The following is a 14,772-nucleotide window of genomic DNA, read 5'->3' on the forward strand; positions in this document are numbered from 1 at the left end:
ATGACCGATACGACGATGCGGATGCCCCCCGAATGGCATCCGCAGGACTGGCTGTGGATCGGCTTTCCCCACATCGCCGAGGAATGGTCGGGCGTCATCGATGCGGCGCAGGAGCAGATCGCGCGGTTTGCCAGCACCGTGGCGGAGAGCGGGCAGGAGGTCCGGCTCGTGGTCCGGGATGCCGCCAACGAGGCGCGGGCGCGGAGCCTGGCGAGCGCGTCGGTCCATTTCGAGCGGCGGGTCTATGGCGACATATGGCTCCGCGATACCGGGCCGCTCATCGTGTCGGACGGAGCGCGGCGCGAGGCGAAGCTGTTCGGGTTCAACGGCTGGGGCGGCAAATACCTGATGCCGGGCGACGAGGCGATCGGCGCCGATCTTGCGGAAAGCGCGGGGCTGCCGGCGACACGGGCGGACTGGATTCTCGAGGGAGGGGCGCTCGATGGTGATGGGACCGGGCTGGTCGCGACCACCGGGCAGTGCCTGCTCAACCCGAACCGCAACCCGCACCTGTCGCGCGGTGATCTCGAAGCACGGCTGTTGCGCGACCTCGGCTTTGACCGCGTGCTCTGGCTAAGTGACGGCCTGGTCAACGACCACACCGACGGCCACGTCGACAACCTCGCCCGGTTCGTTGCGCCAAACCGGCTGGCGGTGCCGCGCGCGACGGGGCCCGGCGACCCCAACGCGGCGATCTATGCCGACGCGGCGGCGCGGGCGCGGGATTTCGGGGTGGAGGTGGTCGAGGTGCCTTCGCCCGGGCTCGTCAGCGAAGGCGACTTCATCCAGCCCGCGAGCTACATGAATTTCGTCATCACGACGCACATGGTTGTGGTCCCGGTGTTCGGCTCGCCTCACGACGACGACGGGGTCGCGGCGATTGCCGAGCTGTTCCCGGACAGGGCGGTGGTCGGGCTGATGGCCGATGCCGTGCTCGCCGGCGGCGGCGGCTTCCACTGCGCCAGCCAGCAGATGCCGAAGATGTCGACTTAAGCTCGTCATGGCGAGGAGCGCAGCGACGAAGCAATCCAGAGCGCGCAATCGCCCTGGATTGCCGCGGCCTGCGGCCTCGCAATGACGAGTGTTTTCTTGCGCTAGCTCAGGCGCACCAGTTGCGGCCGTCGCCGGCGGGATCGGCCAGCCCTGCCCGGATCATCTCCGCGCCGAGGCTCTTGCCCTCGCGGGTGACGATGCGCAGCGCGCGGCCTTCCTGGTCGATCTCGCCGGTTGCAGCGACCAGCGTGAACTTGCCGTGGCTGAGCAGGCCGGCGAGCCGGTCCGCGCCGGCTTCGGCTGCTTCCATTTCCTCGGCGCAGCGATTGCTGGCGAGGCCGGGGGCCTCGATATCGGCAAGGCGGACCATCGCGCCCTGATAGCGGAAGGTGGCGGCGTCGACCGTACAATCGGCCTCGCTTCCGCGGCATCGGGCAAAGCGGCCGTGCTCGGTGTCGGCGCCATTGCTGGAGAGCGCGGCAGGAGCGACCGGGCTGGTGAAGCCCGAAGGCATTCCGTCCCACAGGAACGCGGTCCCGAACGCGGCGGATGGCAGCACCACTGCCAGCGTCGCGAAGTTGCCCGTTGCCTTGCGCAGGCCGTGAAACAGGCGCAGCGACCAGTGACGGCGAGGACCTCCGGCTAGCGGGTCGGGCCGGCGGAGGGTGGGGCGATGCGGGCGATAGTCGGTCATGAGCCGAACCTCCGCCCGTGACGTTTACCCGGCTTTAAGCACGGCGGTTACTGCCGCGTTGACCATGTTTGCGCAGGTTCGGTTAGCCGTTCTGGTCAAGCGCTCGTCAACCATCGCCGCCCGCCGGTGCGCGGCGAAAGACTGGTTACCGCGCAGGCAGGACTTGGCGCCGCGAAGCCGATCGGGCCTCGCGGCGTGCGTGAAAAAAATGTTGTGGTGTCAGGCCAGCAGTGTCGAGGGATTGGGCATCGGCTCGCGCTTCTGCGCCTTGAGCAGCGCGAGAATCGAGCGGACGATCATCAGCACCATGACCCCGATCAGGATCGGAATGCCGATCAGCACGATGCTGAGGACCACGCCGATGATCCCGCCGACCAGACCGATCCAGAACGTGTTGATCAGATACTGGTAGTGCGAATCCTCCCACGCCTCGTGCGGCTCGTTGCGCCACACATACGCCAGCACGACGCCGACGATCGAGGTGAATCCCAGTACCAGCGAGCCGAGATAGAGGAGGCTGATGATGGTCGGCCGGTTGGTGTCGAAGCCCGAGGCGGGTGGATTGGTGCCGGGCGGCGGAACGGGTGGCAGGCTGTCGGTCATGCGCGGGACTCCCCTTCGTGTCCGGAGCGCATCCTGCCTGTGCTTGGCTCCCCCGGCAAGCGCCGTCGGAGAACGGCGCAATCAGTCGTCGCGGCGGTCCTGCCCGCTGCGGCGCTCGGCGACGCGGCGATCGGTGAATTCGACTTCGTGGCGCGGAAAGCGCCGGCGCTCGACCTGGCGGCGGTCGCCGCTGGTGCGCTGTTCGGGTTGCGTGTCGGCCATGCCGGGCCCTCCCCCGACTGCCGCACGAACCACCGCGCCGCTTCCACCGGGAGCGGCAAGTCTCGCAGGTAATGGTTAGCGCCCGGTTAAGCGCCGGAATCGCCCCTTGCGGGGCACCATGATCCGCGCCGGCCGCGCCACGTTTCCGCCAGGCCTTCCGCGGTCAGCTGCGCCCCGAGGCTGTGGCCGCCGCGCATCACGACACGCAGCTTGCGGCCATAGCGATCGGTATCGCGGTCCTTCCAGAGTTCCAGCTCGAACGGGCCCGCGTTGAGCAGCTCGATCAGCCGCTGCGCCGCCCGGTGACCCAGTGCCGCCTCGTCGGCGCAAGCCGGGGTCGAGGTTTCGGGGGTGTTGATATCGGCGATGCGGATCTTGTCCCCGTCGAGCCAGAAGGTGTCACCATCGACCACGCAGGTCACGCGATGCGGCCCGCTGCACAGCGCAAACTGGGGCGAAGCGGCGTGAGGGGATGGCTTTGAGGGCGCCGCTCCGACGAGAAGCGACAGGGCGGCAGCGAACAGGGCGAGACGGGATTTCATGGCCCGCCGTAGCGATATCTCCAAAATGGAGCAATTGCGGGCCGGCGCTTAGCGGGCCTCCTGAGGCGCGCTCCTAAGCGATGCTACGGCCTTAAGGTTCGCCTAACCGCTCCCTGCTATTCTGGCGGAACTGTCGCAAACGGGACTGGACCGATGGAAGTTCTTACCAACCGCTGGGTCGCCATGGTCGGCGCTTTGCTGATCCTCGCCGGCCTCTATGCCGCGTTCTCCGACGGCTTCCACTACCGCGACAAGCAGGCCGCTGCCGCCAGCTCTGTTGCCGCTGCCGAAAAGCAGGTGGCCAGCGGCGGCGATGAAGGCTTCGTCGAGGACGAGAGCGAACTGATCGACCGGACCGGCGAGAAGGCGCCGAAGAAGGTGATGATCGTCAAGGACAAGCTCGAGCCGGCCGGCGAGGACGGCGAACCCGCCGCCGACCAGGAGTAAGCCGCGCCGGCGTCAGTCCCGGTCGCCCCAGCGCCATTTCCAGCCGCCGCGGGTCTTGCGGCGCGAGATGTCGACGAGCCAGATCGTCGCCGCGAGGAGCATTCCGAAAGCAGCGGCTTTGGGCAGCGCCCCGGGCATTCGCGACAGGAAGTGGAACGGCACCAGCAGCGCCAGATAGCCGCCGAGCGCCGCCCATCCCTGCCAGCGGATCGGCAGGCCGGAGCCCAGGCCGTAGCGCTTGGGCGCGAACCATGCGCCGTCGTCGGCACCTTCCACGGGGTCACCGGGGCGGGTCGTGTACTTGCGATCAACCATCGTTCTCATCCTTCGGCGGGCGGCCGCGGCGCGGCGCCTCGCTTTGCCCGACTTTCACGCCGCGCCTGGTCAGCGCTTCGCGCAGCAGGCATTCGATCTCGGCGTTGACCGAGCGCAGGTCGCTTGCCGCTGCCCGCTCGACCGCGGCGTGGAGCGCCGGGTCGAGGCGGAGCGGGAAGGCTTTCTTGGCCGGGGGCGCCATGGCTCGTCGGCCTTACTGGTAGAGCGTGCCCGTGTTGACCACCGGCTGGGTGTCGCGCTCGCCGCACAGCACGACCATCAGGTTGGAGACCATGGCCGCACGGCGCTCGTCGTCGAGTTCAACGACATTCTTCTCGCTGAGCTGGGTCAGCGCCATCTCGACCATCGTCACCGCGCCCTCGACCAGCTTCTTCCGCGCGGAGATCACCGCCTCGGCCTGCTGGCGGCGGAGCATGGCCCCGGCAATCTCCGGCGCATAGGCGAGATGGGTCAGGCCGCAGCTGTCGACGGTGATCCCCGCCATCGTCAGGCGCTCGTTGAGTTCGGCGCGCAGTTCGGCGTTCACCTCGTCGTGGCTGCCGCGCAGGGTGATCTCGCTATGCTCGATGTCGTCATAGGGATAGCGCGAGCCGATCGAACGCACCGCTGCCTCGATCTGGACGAAGACGAACGCCTTGTAGTCGTCGACGTCGAACAGCGCCTGGGCAGTGTCGGCGACGCGCCACACCACATTGGTCGCGATCTCGATCGGGTTGCCGCGCAGGTCGTTGACCTTGAGCTTTTCCGACACGACGTTGTTGGCGCGGACCGAGATGCGCGTCTTGCCCAGCCACGGCCAGATCCAGCGCAGGCCGTGATTGCGGTCCGTCCCGCGGTACGAGCCGAACAGTGTGATCGCCGCCGCCTGGTTGGGCTGGATCATGTAGAAGCCCTTGGCGATCAGCACGAGCACGACCGGCAGCAGGAAGATGCTTGCAACGAAGCCGCCGACCTCGGCGTCGCTCGGCTCGCTCGCCGCGAACGACAGGACGCGCCAGGCGCCGAGCAGCAAGAGCACGAGAAACACGCCGAGCATCAGGTAGCCGCTGGTGCTCCACGCCGCGCGTTCGCGGCTGGCGGCCATGGCGGGATGCGAATCGGACATGGGAAATCCCCCTTTAAAGTGATATCATATTAATATCGAAAGAGGCGCGGCTGTCAATCTGCGACAAAGCGATACAATTCACCGGCTTGCGAATCCGACCGATTCTATCCACTTTCACTCCTGCGGGACCGGGCCCCTCTGGCGCGGCATGCTGTGAAACAGGTCGTCGGGCCTTTCTGCAGCTGCCACGTGATGTCGGACCGCATCGGATGACGCCGATGCTTGTGGTCCGGGCCGCTCCAAGCCCCCCCTTCCCGGACCGGAACCACACATCGGCGCATCCGATCGAACGTCCATTCGTTCCGATAGGGAGCATACCGATGTCAGACCGTTATTTCCGCCTGCTCGAACGGCACCAGAAGCTCGACGAGCGCCTGCGCAACCTGCAGCGCCGCCGTTTTGCCGACCCGTTGGAGCAGGCGCGGCTCAAGAAACTCAAGCTCGCGATCAAGGACCGCCTGGCGCGGCTGATCCGCAAGCCCGGCACGCTCCGCGGCTGATTCCTTACCCGGCGCCCCGTCTGCTTTTGCAGGCGGGGCTAGCGGAGCATTCACCTGATGGAATTTCTCTTTACCGACTGGCTGGGTACTCCGGCCTGGTTCTGGCTGGCGTTTGCCGGCCTTGTCCTCGCGCTGACGGCCTTCGACCTCGGCGTCCTCCACAAGGAGGACCGCGAGATGGGCATCGGCGAATCGCTCAAGCTCACCGCGTTCTACATCACCATCGCCCTCGCCTTCGGTGCGTGGGTCTGGGTGGAGAAGGGCGCCGACCTGGGCATGAAGTACTACACCGGGTTCTTCATCGAAAAGGCGCTGTCGATCGACAACGTCTTCGTGATCAGCCTGATCTTCACCTTCTTCGCCATCCCCGCAAAGTACCAGTACCGGGCGCTGTTGTGGGGCATTCTCGCGGTGATCGTGCTGCGCGGCGCGATGATCGCGGCAGGCGCGGCGCTGGTCGCCGAGGCGTACTGGGTGCTTTACATCTTCGCGGCGTTCCTGGTGTTCACGGGCGTGAAGATGTTCTTCACCTCCGACCACGATCCCGACATCGGCAACAATCCGGTGGTGCGCTGGATCAGCCGGCACATGCGGGTGACGAAGGACCTGCACGACCAGCACTTCTTCGTGAAGGTGCAGGACGAAAAGTCCGGTCGGATGGTCCGCGCCGCGACGCCACTGTTCCTCGCGCTGGTGGTGATCAACATCGCCGACCTGGTGTTCGCGGTGGACTCCGTGCCGGCGATCTTCGCCATCACCACCGACACCTTCATCGTCTACACCTCGAACATCATGGCGATCCTCGGCCTGCGGGCGCTGTACTTCGCACTGGCGGCGATGATCGACCGCTTCGCCTACCTCAAGTACGCGCTGGCGGCGGTGCTGGTGTTCATCGGCGGCAAGATCTTCGTCTCCGACTTCGTGCTCGGCGGGGACAAGTTCCCGCCGGTTCTGAGCCTCGCGGTCACCTTCGGGCTGATCGGGGCCGGGGTGGTCTACTCGCTATGGAAGACGCGGGGAACAAATGATCCCGTCGCGTCTTGACGCGGCGGGACAACAAGAAGGGGAGTGTCAAATGAGCGATATGCTGACCCGCGCACTCAGCGCCGATGAAGCGCTTGAGCGTCTCCGCGAAGGCAACCGCCGCTTCGTTGCCGACGAGCAGCCCGAGGCGGACATCTCGACCGCCCGCCGTCTCGCGATCGCCAAGGGCCAGACGCCGTTCGCGGCGCTGGTCGGCTGCGCGGACTCGCGGGTCGGGCCGGAGCATCTGTTCGGGGCCGGGCTGGGCGAACTGTTCATCGTCCGCACGGCCGGGAATTACCTCGACGACGCGGGCTTCGGCTCGATCGCTTTCGCGGTTTCCGAACTGAAGGTTCCGCTCATCGTCGTGCTGGGCCACGAGAAGTGCGGCGCGGTGGCCGCGGCGACCGCGGTGGTCGAGGAGAACGCCCAGCTTCCGCCGGCGCTGACCCGCATGGTGCAGCCGATCCTCCCCGCCGCGATCGACGCCAAGGCCCGCTGCGGCCACGGCGAGGACGTGCTCGACGCGGCGATCCACGGCAACGTGCGGCGGGTGGTGCGCAGCTTGCGCGAAGCCGCCGACCCGATCGTCGGTGCCCCGGTGCGAGACGGCCGGGTCAAGGTGGTCGGCGCTTACTACGACCTGAAGACCGGGGCGGTCGACTTCTTCGACGCCTGAGCGGGTCAGTGCTGGCGGATGACGGCGAGGAACCTGTCGCCGTAAGCCGCCAGCTTGCGGTCTCCGACCCCGCCGACCTGCCCGAGTTCGGCCAGGCTGGCGGGTCGGGTCGCCGCCATCTCGCGCAGCACCGAATCGTGGAAGATGACGTAGGGCGGCAGGCCCGCCTCCTGCGCGAGTTCGCGGCGCAGCGCCCGCAGCGCGTCGAACAGCGGATCGCCGACCGGGTTCGGCACGCCCCGGTCACGCCGCTGCCGCTTTGCCTTCTCCGGCGGCACGACGATCTCGACGGTCCGCTCGCCCTTGAGGATCGCCTTGGCGTCGCCGGCCAGCACCAGTCCGCCGTGCTCGTTTGACGACAGGCTGCCGCGCGCCTCGAGCGCCCGGGCGAGGGGGCGGAGCAGCTTCGCCTCGCTTTCCCCGATGATCCCGAACACCGAAAGCTGGTCATGCCGGCGCGCGGTCACCCGCTCGTCGGCAACCCCGGTCAGCACCTTGATCAGGTGGCCGAGGCCATAGCTCTGCCCGGTGCGGTAGACGGCGGAAAGCAGTTTCTGCGCGACCTGGGTCGCGTCGATCGTGCCCGGCGCTTCGAGGCAGTTGTCGCAGTTGCCGCAGGCCGGCGGCGGGTCCTCGCCGAAGTGGCGGAGCAGCACGGCGCGGCGGCAGTGCGGCGTCTCGACCAGCGCGGCGAGTGCGCTTAGCCGCGCCAGCTCCCCGGCGCGGCGGGCTTCCTCGACTTCTGAGAGGCGCTGGCGGGCGCGGGCGAAGTCGTCTGCGCCCCAGAACATCACCGCGACCGAGGGATCGCCGTCGCGCCCGGCGCGGCCGGTTTCCTGGTAATAGCTCTCGATCGACTTGGGCAGTCCGGCGTGGGCGACGAAGCGGACGTCGGGCTTGTCGATGCCCATGCCGAAGGCAACGGTCGCGACCATCACCATGTCCTCGCTCGCGACGAACGCGGCCTGGTTGGCGGCGCGGACCTCGGCCGGGAGGCCCGCATGGTACGGCAGCACCGCGCGGCCATTCCTGCCGAGCCCCTCGGCCAGCCGCTCGACCTGCGCGCGGGTCTGGGCGTAGACGATGCCCGGTCCCGGCTGTTCGGTCAGCAGCGCGGCGAGCTGGCTCGCCACCCCGTCGCGCGGGCGGATGGCGTAGCGAATGTTGGGCCGGTCGAACCCGGCGACGATCAGCCCGTCCGCCGGGATGCCGAGCTGGGCGAGGATGTCTTCGCGGGTGTGCCGGTCCGCCGTCGCCGTCAGCGCGAGGCGCGGCACCGCCGGAAACGCGTCCATCAGCGGGCGGAGCAGGCGGTAGTCGGGGCGGAAGTCGTGACCCCATTCGGAGACGCAGTGCGCCTCGTCGATGGCGAACAGCGAAACCGGTGCGGCGGAAAGCAGCTCGCGGAAGTGCGATTGGCTGGCGCGTTCCGGCGCCACGTAAAGCAGATCGAGCTGCCCTGCGCGGAAGGCATCGATCGTCGCCTCGCGCACCGCATCGCTGTCTGCGCTCGTGAGCGATGCGGCGGCGATGCCATTGGCGCGGGCGGAGCGGAGCTGGTCGTGCATCAGCGCGATCAGCGGCGAGATGACCACGCAGGTTCCCTCGCGCATCACCGCCGGCAGCTGGTAAGTCAGCGACTTGCCCGCGCCGGTCGGCATGACCGCCAGCGTCGACTCGCCGGCCAGCACCCGGTCGACCACCGTGCGCTGCACGCCGCGGAAGGCCTTGAAGCCGAAGACCGCGTGCAGCGCCTCTTCCGGGATCGAAGTTGACGAAGTTGACACGGTCCTGGGGAAGAACACCGGGGCGGTTTCTTCCTGCAGGAAATCGGGCCCATCGGCCTCGTCCAGCCAGGTCTCGTCGAACGGGGCAAAGGGGCGCGGATGGCTCACCCGCGCCCTATGGCAGATCGTGCGTCGGTAGGAAAACGGCGCGCGGCGGGAAATTGCCCAACCGAGGCCGCAAACCTGTTAATACCCGCCGATGAGCCAACCCCTTTCCGACCCGCCCGCCAACGGCAATGCCGACTGGCAGATCGCCGTCCTCATCGATGCCGACAACATTTCCCATGCCCGGATCGATACGATCCTGTCCGAGCTGGCGAAGTATGGCACGGCGAACGTGCGGCGTGCCTATGGCGACTGGACCTCTGCCCAGCTCAAGGGCTGGAAGGACAGGCTCCACGAATTCGCGATCCGCCCGATCCAGCAGTTCAGCTACACCAGCGGCAAGAACGCCAGCGACATGGCACTGGTGATCGATGCGCTGGAGCTGCTCTATACCAAGCGGCCCAGCGCCTTCTGCATCGTTTCCAGCGACGCCGACTTCACCCCGCTGGTCATGCACCTGCGCGATGCCGGGGCGGCGGTCTATGGCTTCGGCGAGCGCAAGACGCCCGAGCCGTTCTCGAACGCCTGCACCCGGTTTCTCTATCTCGACAGTCTGGGAGGGGCGGCCGAACCTGCCGACGCCGCCGACACCGCCGTGCCGAATGCCCCGCCGCCCGCCGCCAAGGCCGCCAAGGCGAAGAAGCCCGGCAACCCGCTCGCCCAGGATGCGAAGCTGGTGCAGACATTGCGCAACGCGGTGACCGCGGCGATGCGCGACGACGGCTGGTCGGTTCTCGCATCGGCCGGCAGCAACGCCAAGAAGGTCTCGTCGATCGATCCGCGCAACTACGGCGTGAAGAACTTTCCCGCGCTGTTCGAAGCGACGGGCCTGTTCGACATCGTCCGCCCCAAGGGCGCGCAGCCGCTGATCGCAGACAAGCGGAACAAGGACCGCGCTCCGAAACCGGACGCCTAGCGCGCCGCGGGCGCGACCCGCCAGATCACGTTCCCGATGTCATCCGCTACCAGCAGCGCGCCCGAAGCGTCGAACGCCACGCCGACCGGGCGGCCGTGGGTGTCGCCATTTCCCTCGATGAACCCGGTCAGGAAATCCTGCTTCTGCCCGCTCGGCCGCCCGTTCGCGAACGGTACGAACGCGACGGCGTACCCGTTGTAGACCTCGCGGTCCCAGCTGCCGTGCTCGCCGATGAAGGCACCGCCCTGGTATTGTGACGGGAATGCGCCGCCCGACAGGAAGGCGAGCCCCAGCGGGGCGACGTGGCTGCTCAGCGAGTAGTCGGGGATGATCGCAGTCTTCACCAGATCGGGTCGCTGCGGCATCACCCTCGGATCGACGTGCTGGCCGTAATAGCTGTAGGGCCAGCCATAGAACCCGCCGTCCTTCACCGAGGTGAGATAATCGGGCACGAGGTTGTTGCCGAGCTCGTCACGCTCGTTGATCACCGCCCACAGCTCGTTGGTGCCGGGCTGGAAGGTCAGGCCGTTGGGATTGCGCAGCCCGGTCGCGTAGAGCCGCTTCGCCCCGGTCGCCGGGTCGACCTGCCAGATCGCGGCGCGGCCGTGTTCGGCTTCCAGGCCCTTCTCGACGATGTTCGAGTTCGAACCGACCCCGGCATAGAGGTACTTGCCGTCGGGGCTGGCGGTGAGGTCCTTGGTCCAGTGGTGGTCGATCGGGCCACCGGGAAGGTCTGTCACCACCCGGCCTGCTCCGACCTTGGTCGCGCCGGGCGTGAAGGGGAAGGCGTCGATCTGGTCGGTTTCGGCGACGTAGAGCGTGTTGCCGATCATCGCGAGGCCGAACGGCGAGGCGAGGTGGTCGACCAGGACCGTCTGCTGGTCTGCCCGGCCATCGCCGTTGGTGTCGCGCAGCAGGAGCACCCGGTTGCCCGGTTTGACGTCGCTGTGCACCTGGCCGAGCGTGATCTTGAAGAAGATGTCCTTGGGCCGTAACACCGGCTCGTATCCGGGATCGCCGGACTCGGCGACCAGCACGTCGCCGTTGGCAAGCGGGAGGATCCGGCGCGGACCCGCGAGGTTTTCGGCATAGCGCTGGACCACGAACCCGGCGGGCGCCTTGGGGGCGGTATTGGGCGCCCATCCGACCGGCTTGGCCAAGCCCATCGGCGGAATGAGATACTGCTCCGGCTCAGGCAGCTTGGGGTTGTAGCCATACTGCTCGCTTGCCGGGAATTCCGGCTTCGAGCAGGCAGAAAGCAGGGCGAGCGCCGCGACCGAGGCGGCAAGGACAAGGCGCTTCATGGCCGCACCTCGCGCGAGACGTGAAGATAGGCCATGCGGTGACCGAGAAAGCCCGTCACCACCATCAGGAGGACGGTCAGCACTGACAGCGTGAGACCGGTCGGCACGACCGAGGTGTATCCGTCGCGGGCGTGAACCAAATTGTTGAAGAACGCGAGGACGAAGACCACAAGGTTTCCGAAGAGGTGCAGGATCCCGATCTTCGGTCGCACCTCGCGGCGGTTGCCGAACCAGTCGACCAGCCCGAACAGCGCGGCGATCCCGGCGAAGAACGTCCCGAACGCCAGCAACCATTGCGAGAAATTGGTCCACTGCACCTCCGGCTGGCTCGCATAGGCTAGGTCCGTGAGCATCGCGCCGGTCAGGCAGACGAGCGGGAATGGCACGAGCATGGCGTGGATGGGCACCCCGCCGATCCGCGCGCGCGGCCGGAAGTTCCTGGAATCCATTGTTGTTTCTCCGCGCAGGTCCCGGATGGGTAACGTACGGGCGCGCAGATGGTTGCGAGAAGAGCGCAGCGCAGCCATCTTGGCGGCATGAGCTTCGACCTCAGCAAGGCGCTGCTGCGCAAGGAGGAATTCGAGTCCGGCCGACTGACCGAGTTCGAATTCACCGAGACCGTGCGCGGGCTGAAGGCGCTCGCCGCGGAGCTGGGACTGCACCCGGTGCCGCTGCTCGACCGGATGAGCGAGAAGGGCATGGCCGCAGCGCTGGGGCTGGCGGCGAAGCTCGCCGACTTGCCCGAGGGCGAGGTCGAAGGCCGCTACCTGCGCTGCCGGGCGATTGCGCGCGCCAAGCTGATCGAGGAACGCGGCGACCCCTCGCCGGTGCGGCTGGGGTAGGTCCTCCCCGCATGCGGGGAGGGGGAGGGTCGTCAGTCCAAATTCGGCCGCAGCCAGCGTTCCGCCTGCTCCAGCGAAATTCCGCGCCGCGTAGCGTAATCTTCCAGCTGGTCCCGCCCGATGCGGGCTACGCCGAAATACTGGCTCTCCGGGTGGGCGAAGTAGAAGCCCGAGACCGCCGAGGTCGGCAGCATCGCGAAGTTTTCGGTCAGCGTGATGCCGATGGACTGTTCGGCCTGGAGCAGGTCGAACAGGATCGGCTTCAGGCTGTGGTCGGGGCAGGCAGGATAGCCCGGGGCCGGGCGGATGCCGCGGTACTGCTCCTTGATCAGCGCCTCGTTGGTCAGCTGCTCGCCCGGGGCATAGCCCCACAGCGTGGTGCGGACGTGCTGGTGAAGCCGCTCGGCCATCGCCTCGGCAAAGCGGTCGGCCAGCGCTTTCAGCAGGATGTCGTTGTAGTCGTCGTGCGCCGCCTGGAAGCGGGCGAGGTGCGGCTCGATCCCATGGATCGCCACCGCGAACCCGCCGATCCAGTCGCCCTGGGGGTCGATAAAATCGGCAAGGGAGAAGTTGGCGCGGTCGCGGCTCTTGCGGATTTGCTGGCGCAGGAACGGCAGGTGGATCGGCGGGACGTTGCCTTCGAGATGGAGCACGACGTCGTCCTCCACCCGGGCGCAAGGCCAGAAGCCACAGGTCGCCTTGGCGGTCAGCCATTTTTCCGAAACGATCCGGTCCAGCATGGCGAGCGCGTCGGCGTGGAGGTTGCGGGCGCTTTCGCCGACCACGTCGTCTTCGAGGATCGCCGGATACGTGCCGGCCAGCTCCCAGGCGCGGAAGAACGGGGTCCAGTCGAACGTGGCGACAAGATCGGCGAGATCCCAGTCCTCGAACACGTGGAGTCCGGGCTGCTCGGGCGGCATCGGCTTTTCCGAAAGGTCGGGCTTGAACGCATTGGCGCGCGCGTCCTGGAGGCTGAGCAGGATCGAGGCGTCCTTGCCGGCGCGGACGTCGCGGACGTGCTGGTAATCGGCGGCGGTGCTCTCCACAAAACCGTCCCGCTGGGTGTCGGACAGCAGCTGGCTGGCCACGCCGACCGCGCGGCTGGCGTCGAGCACGTGGATCACCGGCCCGTCATAGGCCGGATCGATGCGCAGCGCGGTGTGGACCTTGCTGGTGGTCGCGCCGCCGATCAGCAGCGGAATGGCGAAGTCCCCTTTCTGGAGACCCGCGCGCTGCATTTCCTCGGCCACGGTGACCATCTCGTCCAGTGACGGCGTGATGAGGCCGGACAGTCCGATGATGTCCGCCTGCTCCTTGACAGCCGTGTCGATGATCGTCGCCCACGGCACCATGACGCCAAGGTCGATCACCTCGTAGCCATTGCACTGGAGCACGACGCCGACGATGTTCTTGCCGATGTCGTGGACGTCGCCCTTGACCGTGGCCATGACGATCCGGCCCTTGGCCTTCGCGCCTTCCTCCTTCTCCGCTTCGATGAACGGGATCAGGTGGGCGACCGCCTTCTTCATCACGCGGGCCGACTTGACGACCTGGGGGAGGAACATCTTGCCGCTGCCGAACAGGTCGCCGACGGTGTTCATGCCGTCCATCAGCGGGCCTTCGATGACCTCGATCGGGCGGCCACCGCGCTCGAATATCTGCTGGCGCGCCTCTTCGGTATCGTCGACGATGTGGGCATCGATGCCCTTGACCAGCGCGTGCTCGATGCGCCGCACGACCTCCCAGCCGCGCCATTCCTCCGCTGCCTTTTCTTGCGCGGCGTCCTTGCCCTTGTAGCGTTCGGCTAGCGCAATCAGCCGGTCCGTCGCGCCCTCGTCCCGATTGAGGATGACGTCTTCACAGGCATCGCGCAGTTCGGGATCGATGGTGTCGTAGACGTCGAGCTGGCCGGCGTTGACGATCGCCATGTCGAGCCCGGCCGGGATCGCGTGGTAGAGGAACACCGAGTGCATCGCCCGGCGCACCGTCTCGTTGCCGCGGAACGAGAACGAAAGGTTGGACAGCCCGCCCGAAAAGTGGACGTGCGGGCAGGCGATGCGGATCTCCTTCACCGCCTCGATGAAGTCGACTGCGTAGTTGTTGTGCTCCTCGATGCCGGTGGCGACCGCGAAGACGTTGGGGTCGAAGATGATGTCCTCGGGCGGGAAGCCGATGCCGGTGAGAAGGTTGTAGGCGCGGGTGCAAATCTCGACCTTGCGCGCCTTGGTGTCGGCCTGGCCCTTCTCGTCGAAGGCCATGACGACGACCGCCGCGCCATAGGCCATGCACTTGCGCGCGGCGTCGAGGAACGGAGCTTCGCCTTCCTTCATGCTGATCGAGTTGACGATCGGCTTGCCCGACACGCACTTCAGGCCGGCCTCGATCACCTCCCACTTGGAGCTGTCGATCATCACCGGCACGCGGGCGATGTCGGGCTCCGCGGCGATCAGCTTGAGGAACGTGGTCATCGCCTCGACCGCGTCGAGCAGGCCCTCGTCCATGTTGACGTCGATGACCTGCGCGCCGTTCTCCACCTGCTGGCGCGCGACGTCGACCGCCTTGGCATAGTCGCCGGCGAGGATCAGCTTCTTGAACGCGGCCGAACCGGTGACGTTGGTGCGTTCGCCGACATTGACGAAGCGGGCGGAGGAGGGGGTGGTACTGGTCACTGCGC

At 67.3% G+C, this 14,772-nt stretch carries 18 protein-coding genes; 7 read left to right on the plus strand and 11 right to left on the minus strand.

Annotated features, from left to right (window positions below; genetic code table 11):
• Positions 1-993: an agmatine deiminase family protein gene (locus tag AC3WLD_RS03805; RefSeq protein WP_492555593.1), complete on the plus strand. Its 993-nt coding sequence runs from the start codon at positions 1-3 to the stop codon at positions 991-993.
• A gap of 106 nt (positions 994-1,099) precedes the next feature.
• Here the strand turns inward: AC3WLD_RS03805 and AC3WLD_RS03810 are convergent, their stop codons facing one another.
• From AC3WLD_RS03810 to AC3WLD_RS03825, 4 genes are all read right to left on the minus strand, one after another.
• A complete protein-coding gene (locus tag AC3WLD_RS03810; protein WP_492555594.1) occupies positions 1,100-1,687 on the minus strand; it encodes a thermonuclease family protein in 588 nt (195 codons plus the stop codon).
• Between the two features lie 219 nt (positions 1,688-1,906).
• Complete coding sequence (locus AC3WLD_RS03815) at positions 1,907-2,290, minus strand: DUF4870 family protein (RefSeq protein WP_492555595.1); 384 nt, start codon at positions 2,288-2,290, stop codon at positions 1,907-1,909.
• Between the two features lie 81 nt (positions 2,291-2,371).
• Positions 2,372-2,512, minus strand: a complete 141-nt coding sequence (locus tag AC3WLD_RS03820) for a hypothetical protein (protein ID WP_492555596.1) — start codon at positions 2,510-2,512, stop codon at positions 2,372-2,374.
• Positions 2,513-2,598: 86 nt separating this feature from the next.
• Positions 2,599-3,054, minus strand: coding sequence for a thermonuclease family protein (locus AC3WLD_RS03825; RefSeq protein ID WP_492555597.1), 456 nt, complete (start codon positions 3,052-3,054; stop codon positions 2,599-2,601).
• 153 nt (positions 3,055-3,207) lie between these two features.
• On the opposite strand from AC3WLD_RS03825, the gene AC3WLD_RS03830 reads away from it, so the two are divergent.
• Positions 3,208-3,501: a hypothetical protein gene (locus AC3WLD_RS03830; RefSeq protein WP_492555598.1), complete on the plus strand. Its 294-nt coding sequence runs from the start codon at positions 3,208-3,210 to the stop codon at positions 3,499-3,501.
• Positions 3,502-3,513: 12 nt separating this feature from the next.
• Here AC3WLD_RS03830 and AC3WLD_RS03835 read toward each other — a convergent pair whose 3' ends face one another.
• Genes AC3WLD_RS03835 through AC3WLD_RS03845 form a run of 3 tightly spaced genes read right to left on the minus strand, consistent with a single transcriptional unit; the run spans position 3,514 to position 4,942 of the window.
• Complete coding sequence (locus AC3WLD_RS03835; RefSeq protein ID WP_492555599.1) at positions 3,514-3,816, minus strand: hypothetical protein; 303 nt, start codon at positions 3,814-3,816, stop codon at positions 3,514-3,516.
• Positions 3,809-4,018 (minus strand): type II toxin-antitoxin system antitoxin, encoded by a 210-nt coding sequence (locus tag AC3WLD_RS03840; protein ID WP_492555600.1) that lies wholly within the window; start codon positions 4,016-4,018, stop codon positions 3,809-3,811. Before AC3WLD_RS03840 ends, AC3WLD_RS03835 begins: the two co-directional genes overlap by 8 nt.
• Before the next feature lie 12 nt (positions 4,019-4,030).
• Positions 4,031-4,942: an SPFH domain-containing protein gene (locus tag AC3WLD_RS03845; protein ID WP_492555601.1), complete on the minus strand. Its 912-nt coding sequence runs from the start codon at positions 4,940-4,942 to the stop codon at positions 4,031-4,033.
• Positions 4,943-5,262: 320 nt separating this feature from the next.
• On the opposite strand from AC3WLD_RS03845, the gene AC3WLD_RS03850 reads away from it, so the two are divergent.
• The 3 genes from AC3WLD_RS03850 to AC3WLD_RS03860 are packed head-to-tail and all read left to right on the plus strand — an operon-like array spanning position 5,263 to position 7,144.
• Positions 5,263-5,442 (plus strand): DUF465 domain-containing protein, encoded by a 180-nt coding sequence (locus tag AC3WLD_RS03850; protein ID WP_492555602.1) that lies wholly within the window; start codon positions 5,263-5,265, stop codon positions 5,440-5,442.
• Positions 5,443-5,499: 57 nt separating this feature from the next.
• The gene (locus AC3WLD_RS03855; protein WP_492555603.1) at positions 5,500-6,486 is read left to right on the plus strand and encodes a TerC family protein; all 987 of its coding nucleotides are present in this window, start codon (positions 5,500-5,502) and stop codon (positions 6,484-6,486) included.
• Positions 6,487-6,517: 31 nt separating this feature from the next.
• On the plus strand, positions 6,518-7,144 hold the full coding sequence (locus AC3WLD_RS03860; protein WP_492555604.1) for a carbonic anhydrase: 627 nt from the start codon (positions 6,518-6,520) through the stop codon (positions 7,142-7,144).
• Positions 7,145-7,149: 5 nt separating this feature from the next.
• Here the strand turns inward: AC3WLD_RS03860 and recQ are convergent, their stop codons facing one another.
• Positions 7,150-8,931, minus strand: a complete 1,782-nt coding sequence (gene recQ / locus AC3WLD_RS03865; protein WP_492555650.1) for a DNA helicase RecQ — start codon at positions 8,929-8,931, stop codon at positions 7,150-7,152.
• A gap of 199 nt (positions 8,932-9,130) precedes the next feature.
• Here recQ and AC3WLD_RS03870 point away from each other — a divergent pair, with 199 nt between their 5' ends.
• A complete protein-coding gene (locus tag AC3WLD_RS03870; RefSeq protein ID WP_492555605.1) occupies positions 9,131-9,952 on the plus strand; it encodes an NYN domain-containing protein in 822 nt (273 codons plus the stop codon).
• Here the strand turns inward: AC3WLD_RS03870 and AC3WLD_RS03875 are convergent.
• Together AC3WLD_RS03875 and AC3WLD_RS03880 are read right to left on the minus strand one after the other, a co-directional pair.
• Positions 9,949-11,256: a PQQ-dependent sugar dehydrogenase gene (locus tag AC3WLD_RS03875; protein WP_492555606.1), complete on the minus strand. Its 1,308-nt coding sequence runs from the start codon at positions 11,254-11,256 to the stop codon at positions 9,949-9,951. The genes AC3WLD_RS03870 and AC3WLD_RS03875 overlap by 4 nt on opposite strands.
• Entirely contained in the window at positions 11,253-11,705 is a 453-nt protein-coding gene (locus AC3WLD_RS03880; RefSeq protein ID WP_492555607.1) for a DUF2231 domain-containing protein, read from the minus strand. The genes AC3WLD_RS03875 and AC3WLD_RS03880 overlap by 4 nt, the downstream gene beginning before the upstream one ends.
• Positions 11,706-11,792: 87 nt before the next feature.
• Here AC3WLD_RS03880 and AC3WLD_RS03885 point away from each other — a divergent pair, with 87 nt between their 5' ends.
• Positions 11,793-12,098: a hypothetical protein gene (locus tag AC3WLD_RS03885; RefSeq protein ID WP_492555608.1), complete on the plus strand. Its 306-nt coding sequence runs from the start codon at positions 11,793-11,795 to the stop codon at positions 12,096-12,098.
• Between the two features lie 32 nt (positions 12,099-12,130).
• Here the strand turns inward: AC3WLD_RS03885 and metH are convergent, their stop codons facing one another.
• Positions 12,131-14,767, minus strand: a complete 2,637-nt coding sequence (gene metH / locus AC3WLD_RS03890; protein WP_492555609.1) for a methionine synthase — start codon at positions 14,765-14,767, stop codon at positions 12,131-12,133.
• Between the last annotated feature and the right edge of the window lie 5 nt (positions 14,768-14,772).

Source organism: Novosphingobium sp. FW305-C-111, from assembly GCF_058783565.1.

Bases quoted from the DNA above. Each gene is read 5' to 3' on its own strand.
- AC3WLD_RS03870 (WP_492555605.1), top strand. From the start codon at position 9,131: ATGAGCCAACCCCTTTCCGACCCGCCCGCCAACGGCAATGCCGACTGG.
- AC3WLD_RS03875 (WP_492555606.1), bottom strand. From the start codon at position 11,256: ATGAAGCGCCTTGTCCTTGCCGCCTCGGTCGCGGCGCTCGCCCTGCTT.
- AC3WLD_RS03855 (WP_492555603.1), top strand. From the start codon at position 5,500: ATGGAATTTCTCTTTACCGACTGGCTGGGTACTCCGGCCTGGTTCTGG.
- AC3WLD_RS03840 (WP_492555600.1), bottom strand. From the start codon at position 4,018: ATGGCGCCCCCGGCCAAGAAAGCCTTCCCGCTCCGCCTCGACCCGGCG.
- AC3WLD_RS03880 (WP_492555607.1), bottom strand. From the start codon at position 11,705: ATGGATTCCAGGAACTTCCGGCCGCGCGCGCGGATCGGCGGGGTGCCC.
- AC3WLD_RS03825 (WP_492555597.1), bottom strand. From the start codon at position 3,054: ATGAAATCCCGTCTCGCCCTGTTCGCTGCCGCCCTGTCGCTTCTCGTC.
- AC3WLD_RS03885 (WP_492555608.1), top strand. From the start codon at position 11,793: ATGAGCTTCGACCTCAGCAAGGCGCTGCTGCGCAAGGAGGAATTCGAG.
- AC3WLD_RS03835 (WP_492555599.1), bottom strand. From the start codon at position 3,816: ATGGTTGATCGCAAGTACACGACCCGCCCCGGTGACCCCGTGGAAGGT.
- AC3WLD_RS03860 (WP_492555604.1), top strand. From the start codon at position 6,518: ATGAGCGATATGCTGACCCGCGCACTCAGCGCCGATGAAGCGCTTGAG.
- AC3WLD_RS03850 (WP_492555602.1), top strand. From the start codon at position 5,263: ATGTCAGACCGTTATTTCCGCCTGCTCGAACGGCACCAGAAGCTCGAC.
- AC3WLD_RS03805 (WP_492555593.1), top strand. From the start codon at position 1: ATGACCGATACGACGATGCGGATGCCCCCCGAATGGCATCCGCAGGAC.
- AC3WLD_RS03830 (WP_492555598.1), top strand. From the start codon at position 3,208: ATGGAAGTTCTTACCAACCGCTGGGTCGCCATGGTCGGCGCTTTGCTG.
- AC3WLD_RS03845 (WP_492555601.1), bottom strand. From the start codon at position 4,942: ATGTCCGATTCGCATCCCGCCATGGCCGCCAGCCGCGAACGCGCGGCG.
- AC3WLD_RS03810 (WP_492555594.1), bottom strand. From the start codon at position 1,687: ATGACCGACTATCGCCCGCATCGCCCCACCCTCCGCCGGCCCGACCCG.
- AC3WLD_RS03815 (WP_492555595.1), bottom strand. From the start codon at position 2,290: ATGACCGACAGCCTGCCACCCGTTCCGCCGCCCGGCACCAATCCACCC.
- AC3WLD_RS03820 (WP_492555596.1), bottom strand. From the start codon at position 2,512: ATGGCCGACACGCAACCCGAACAGCGCACCAGCGGCGACCGCCGCCAG.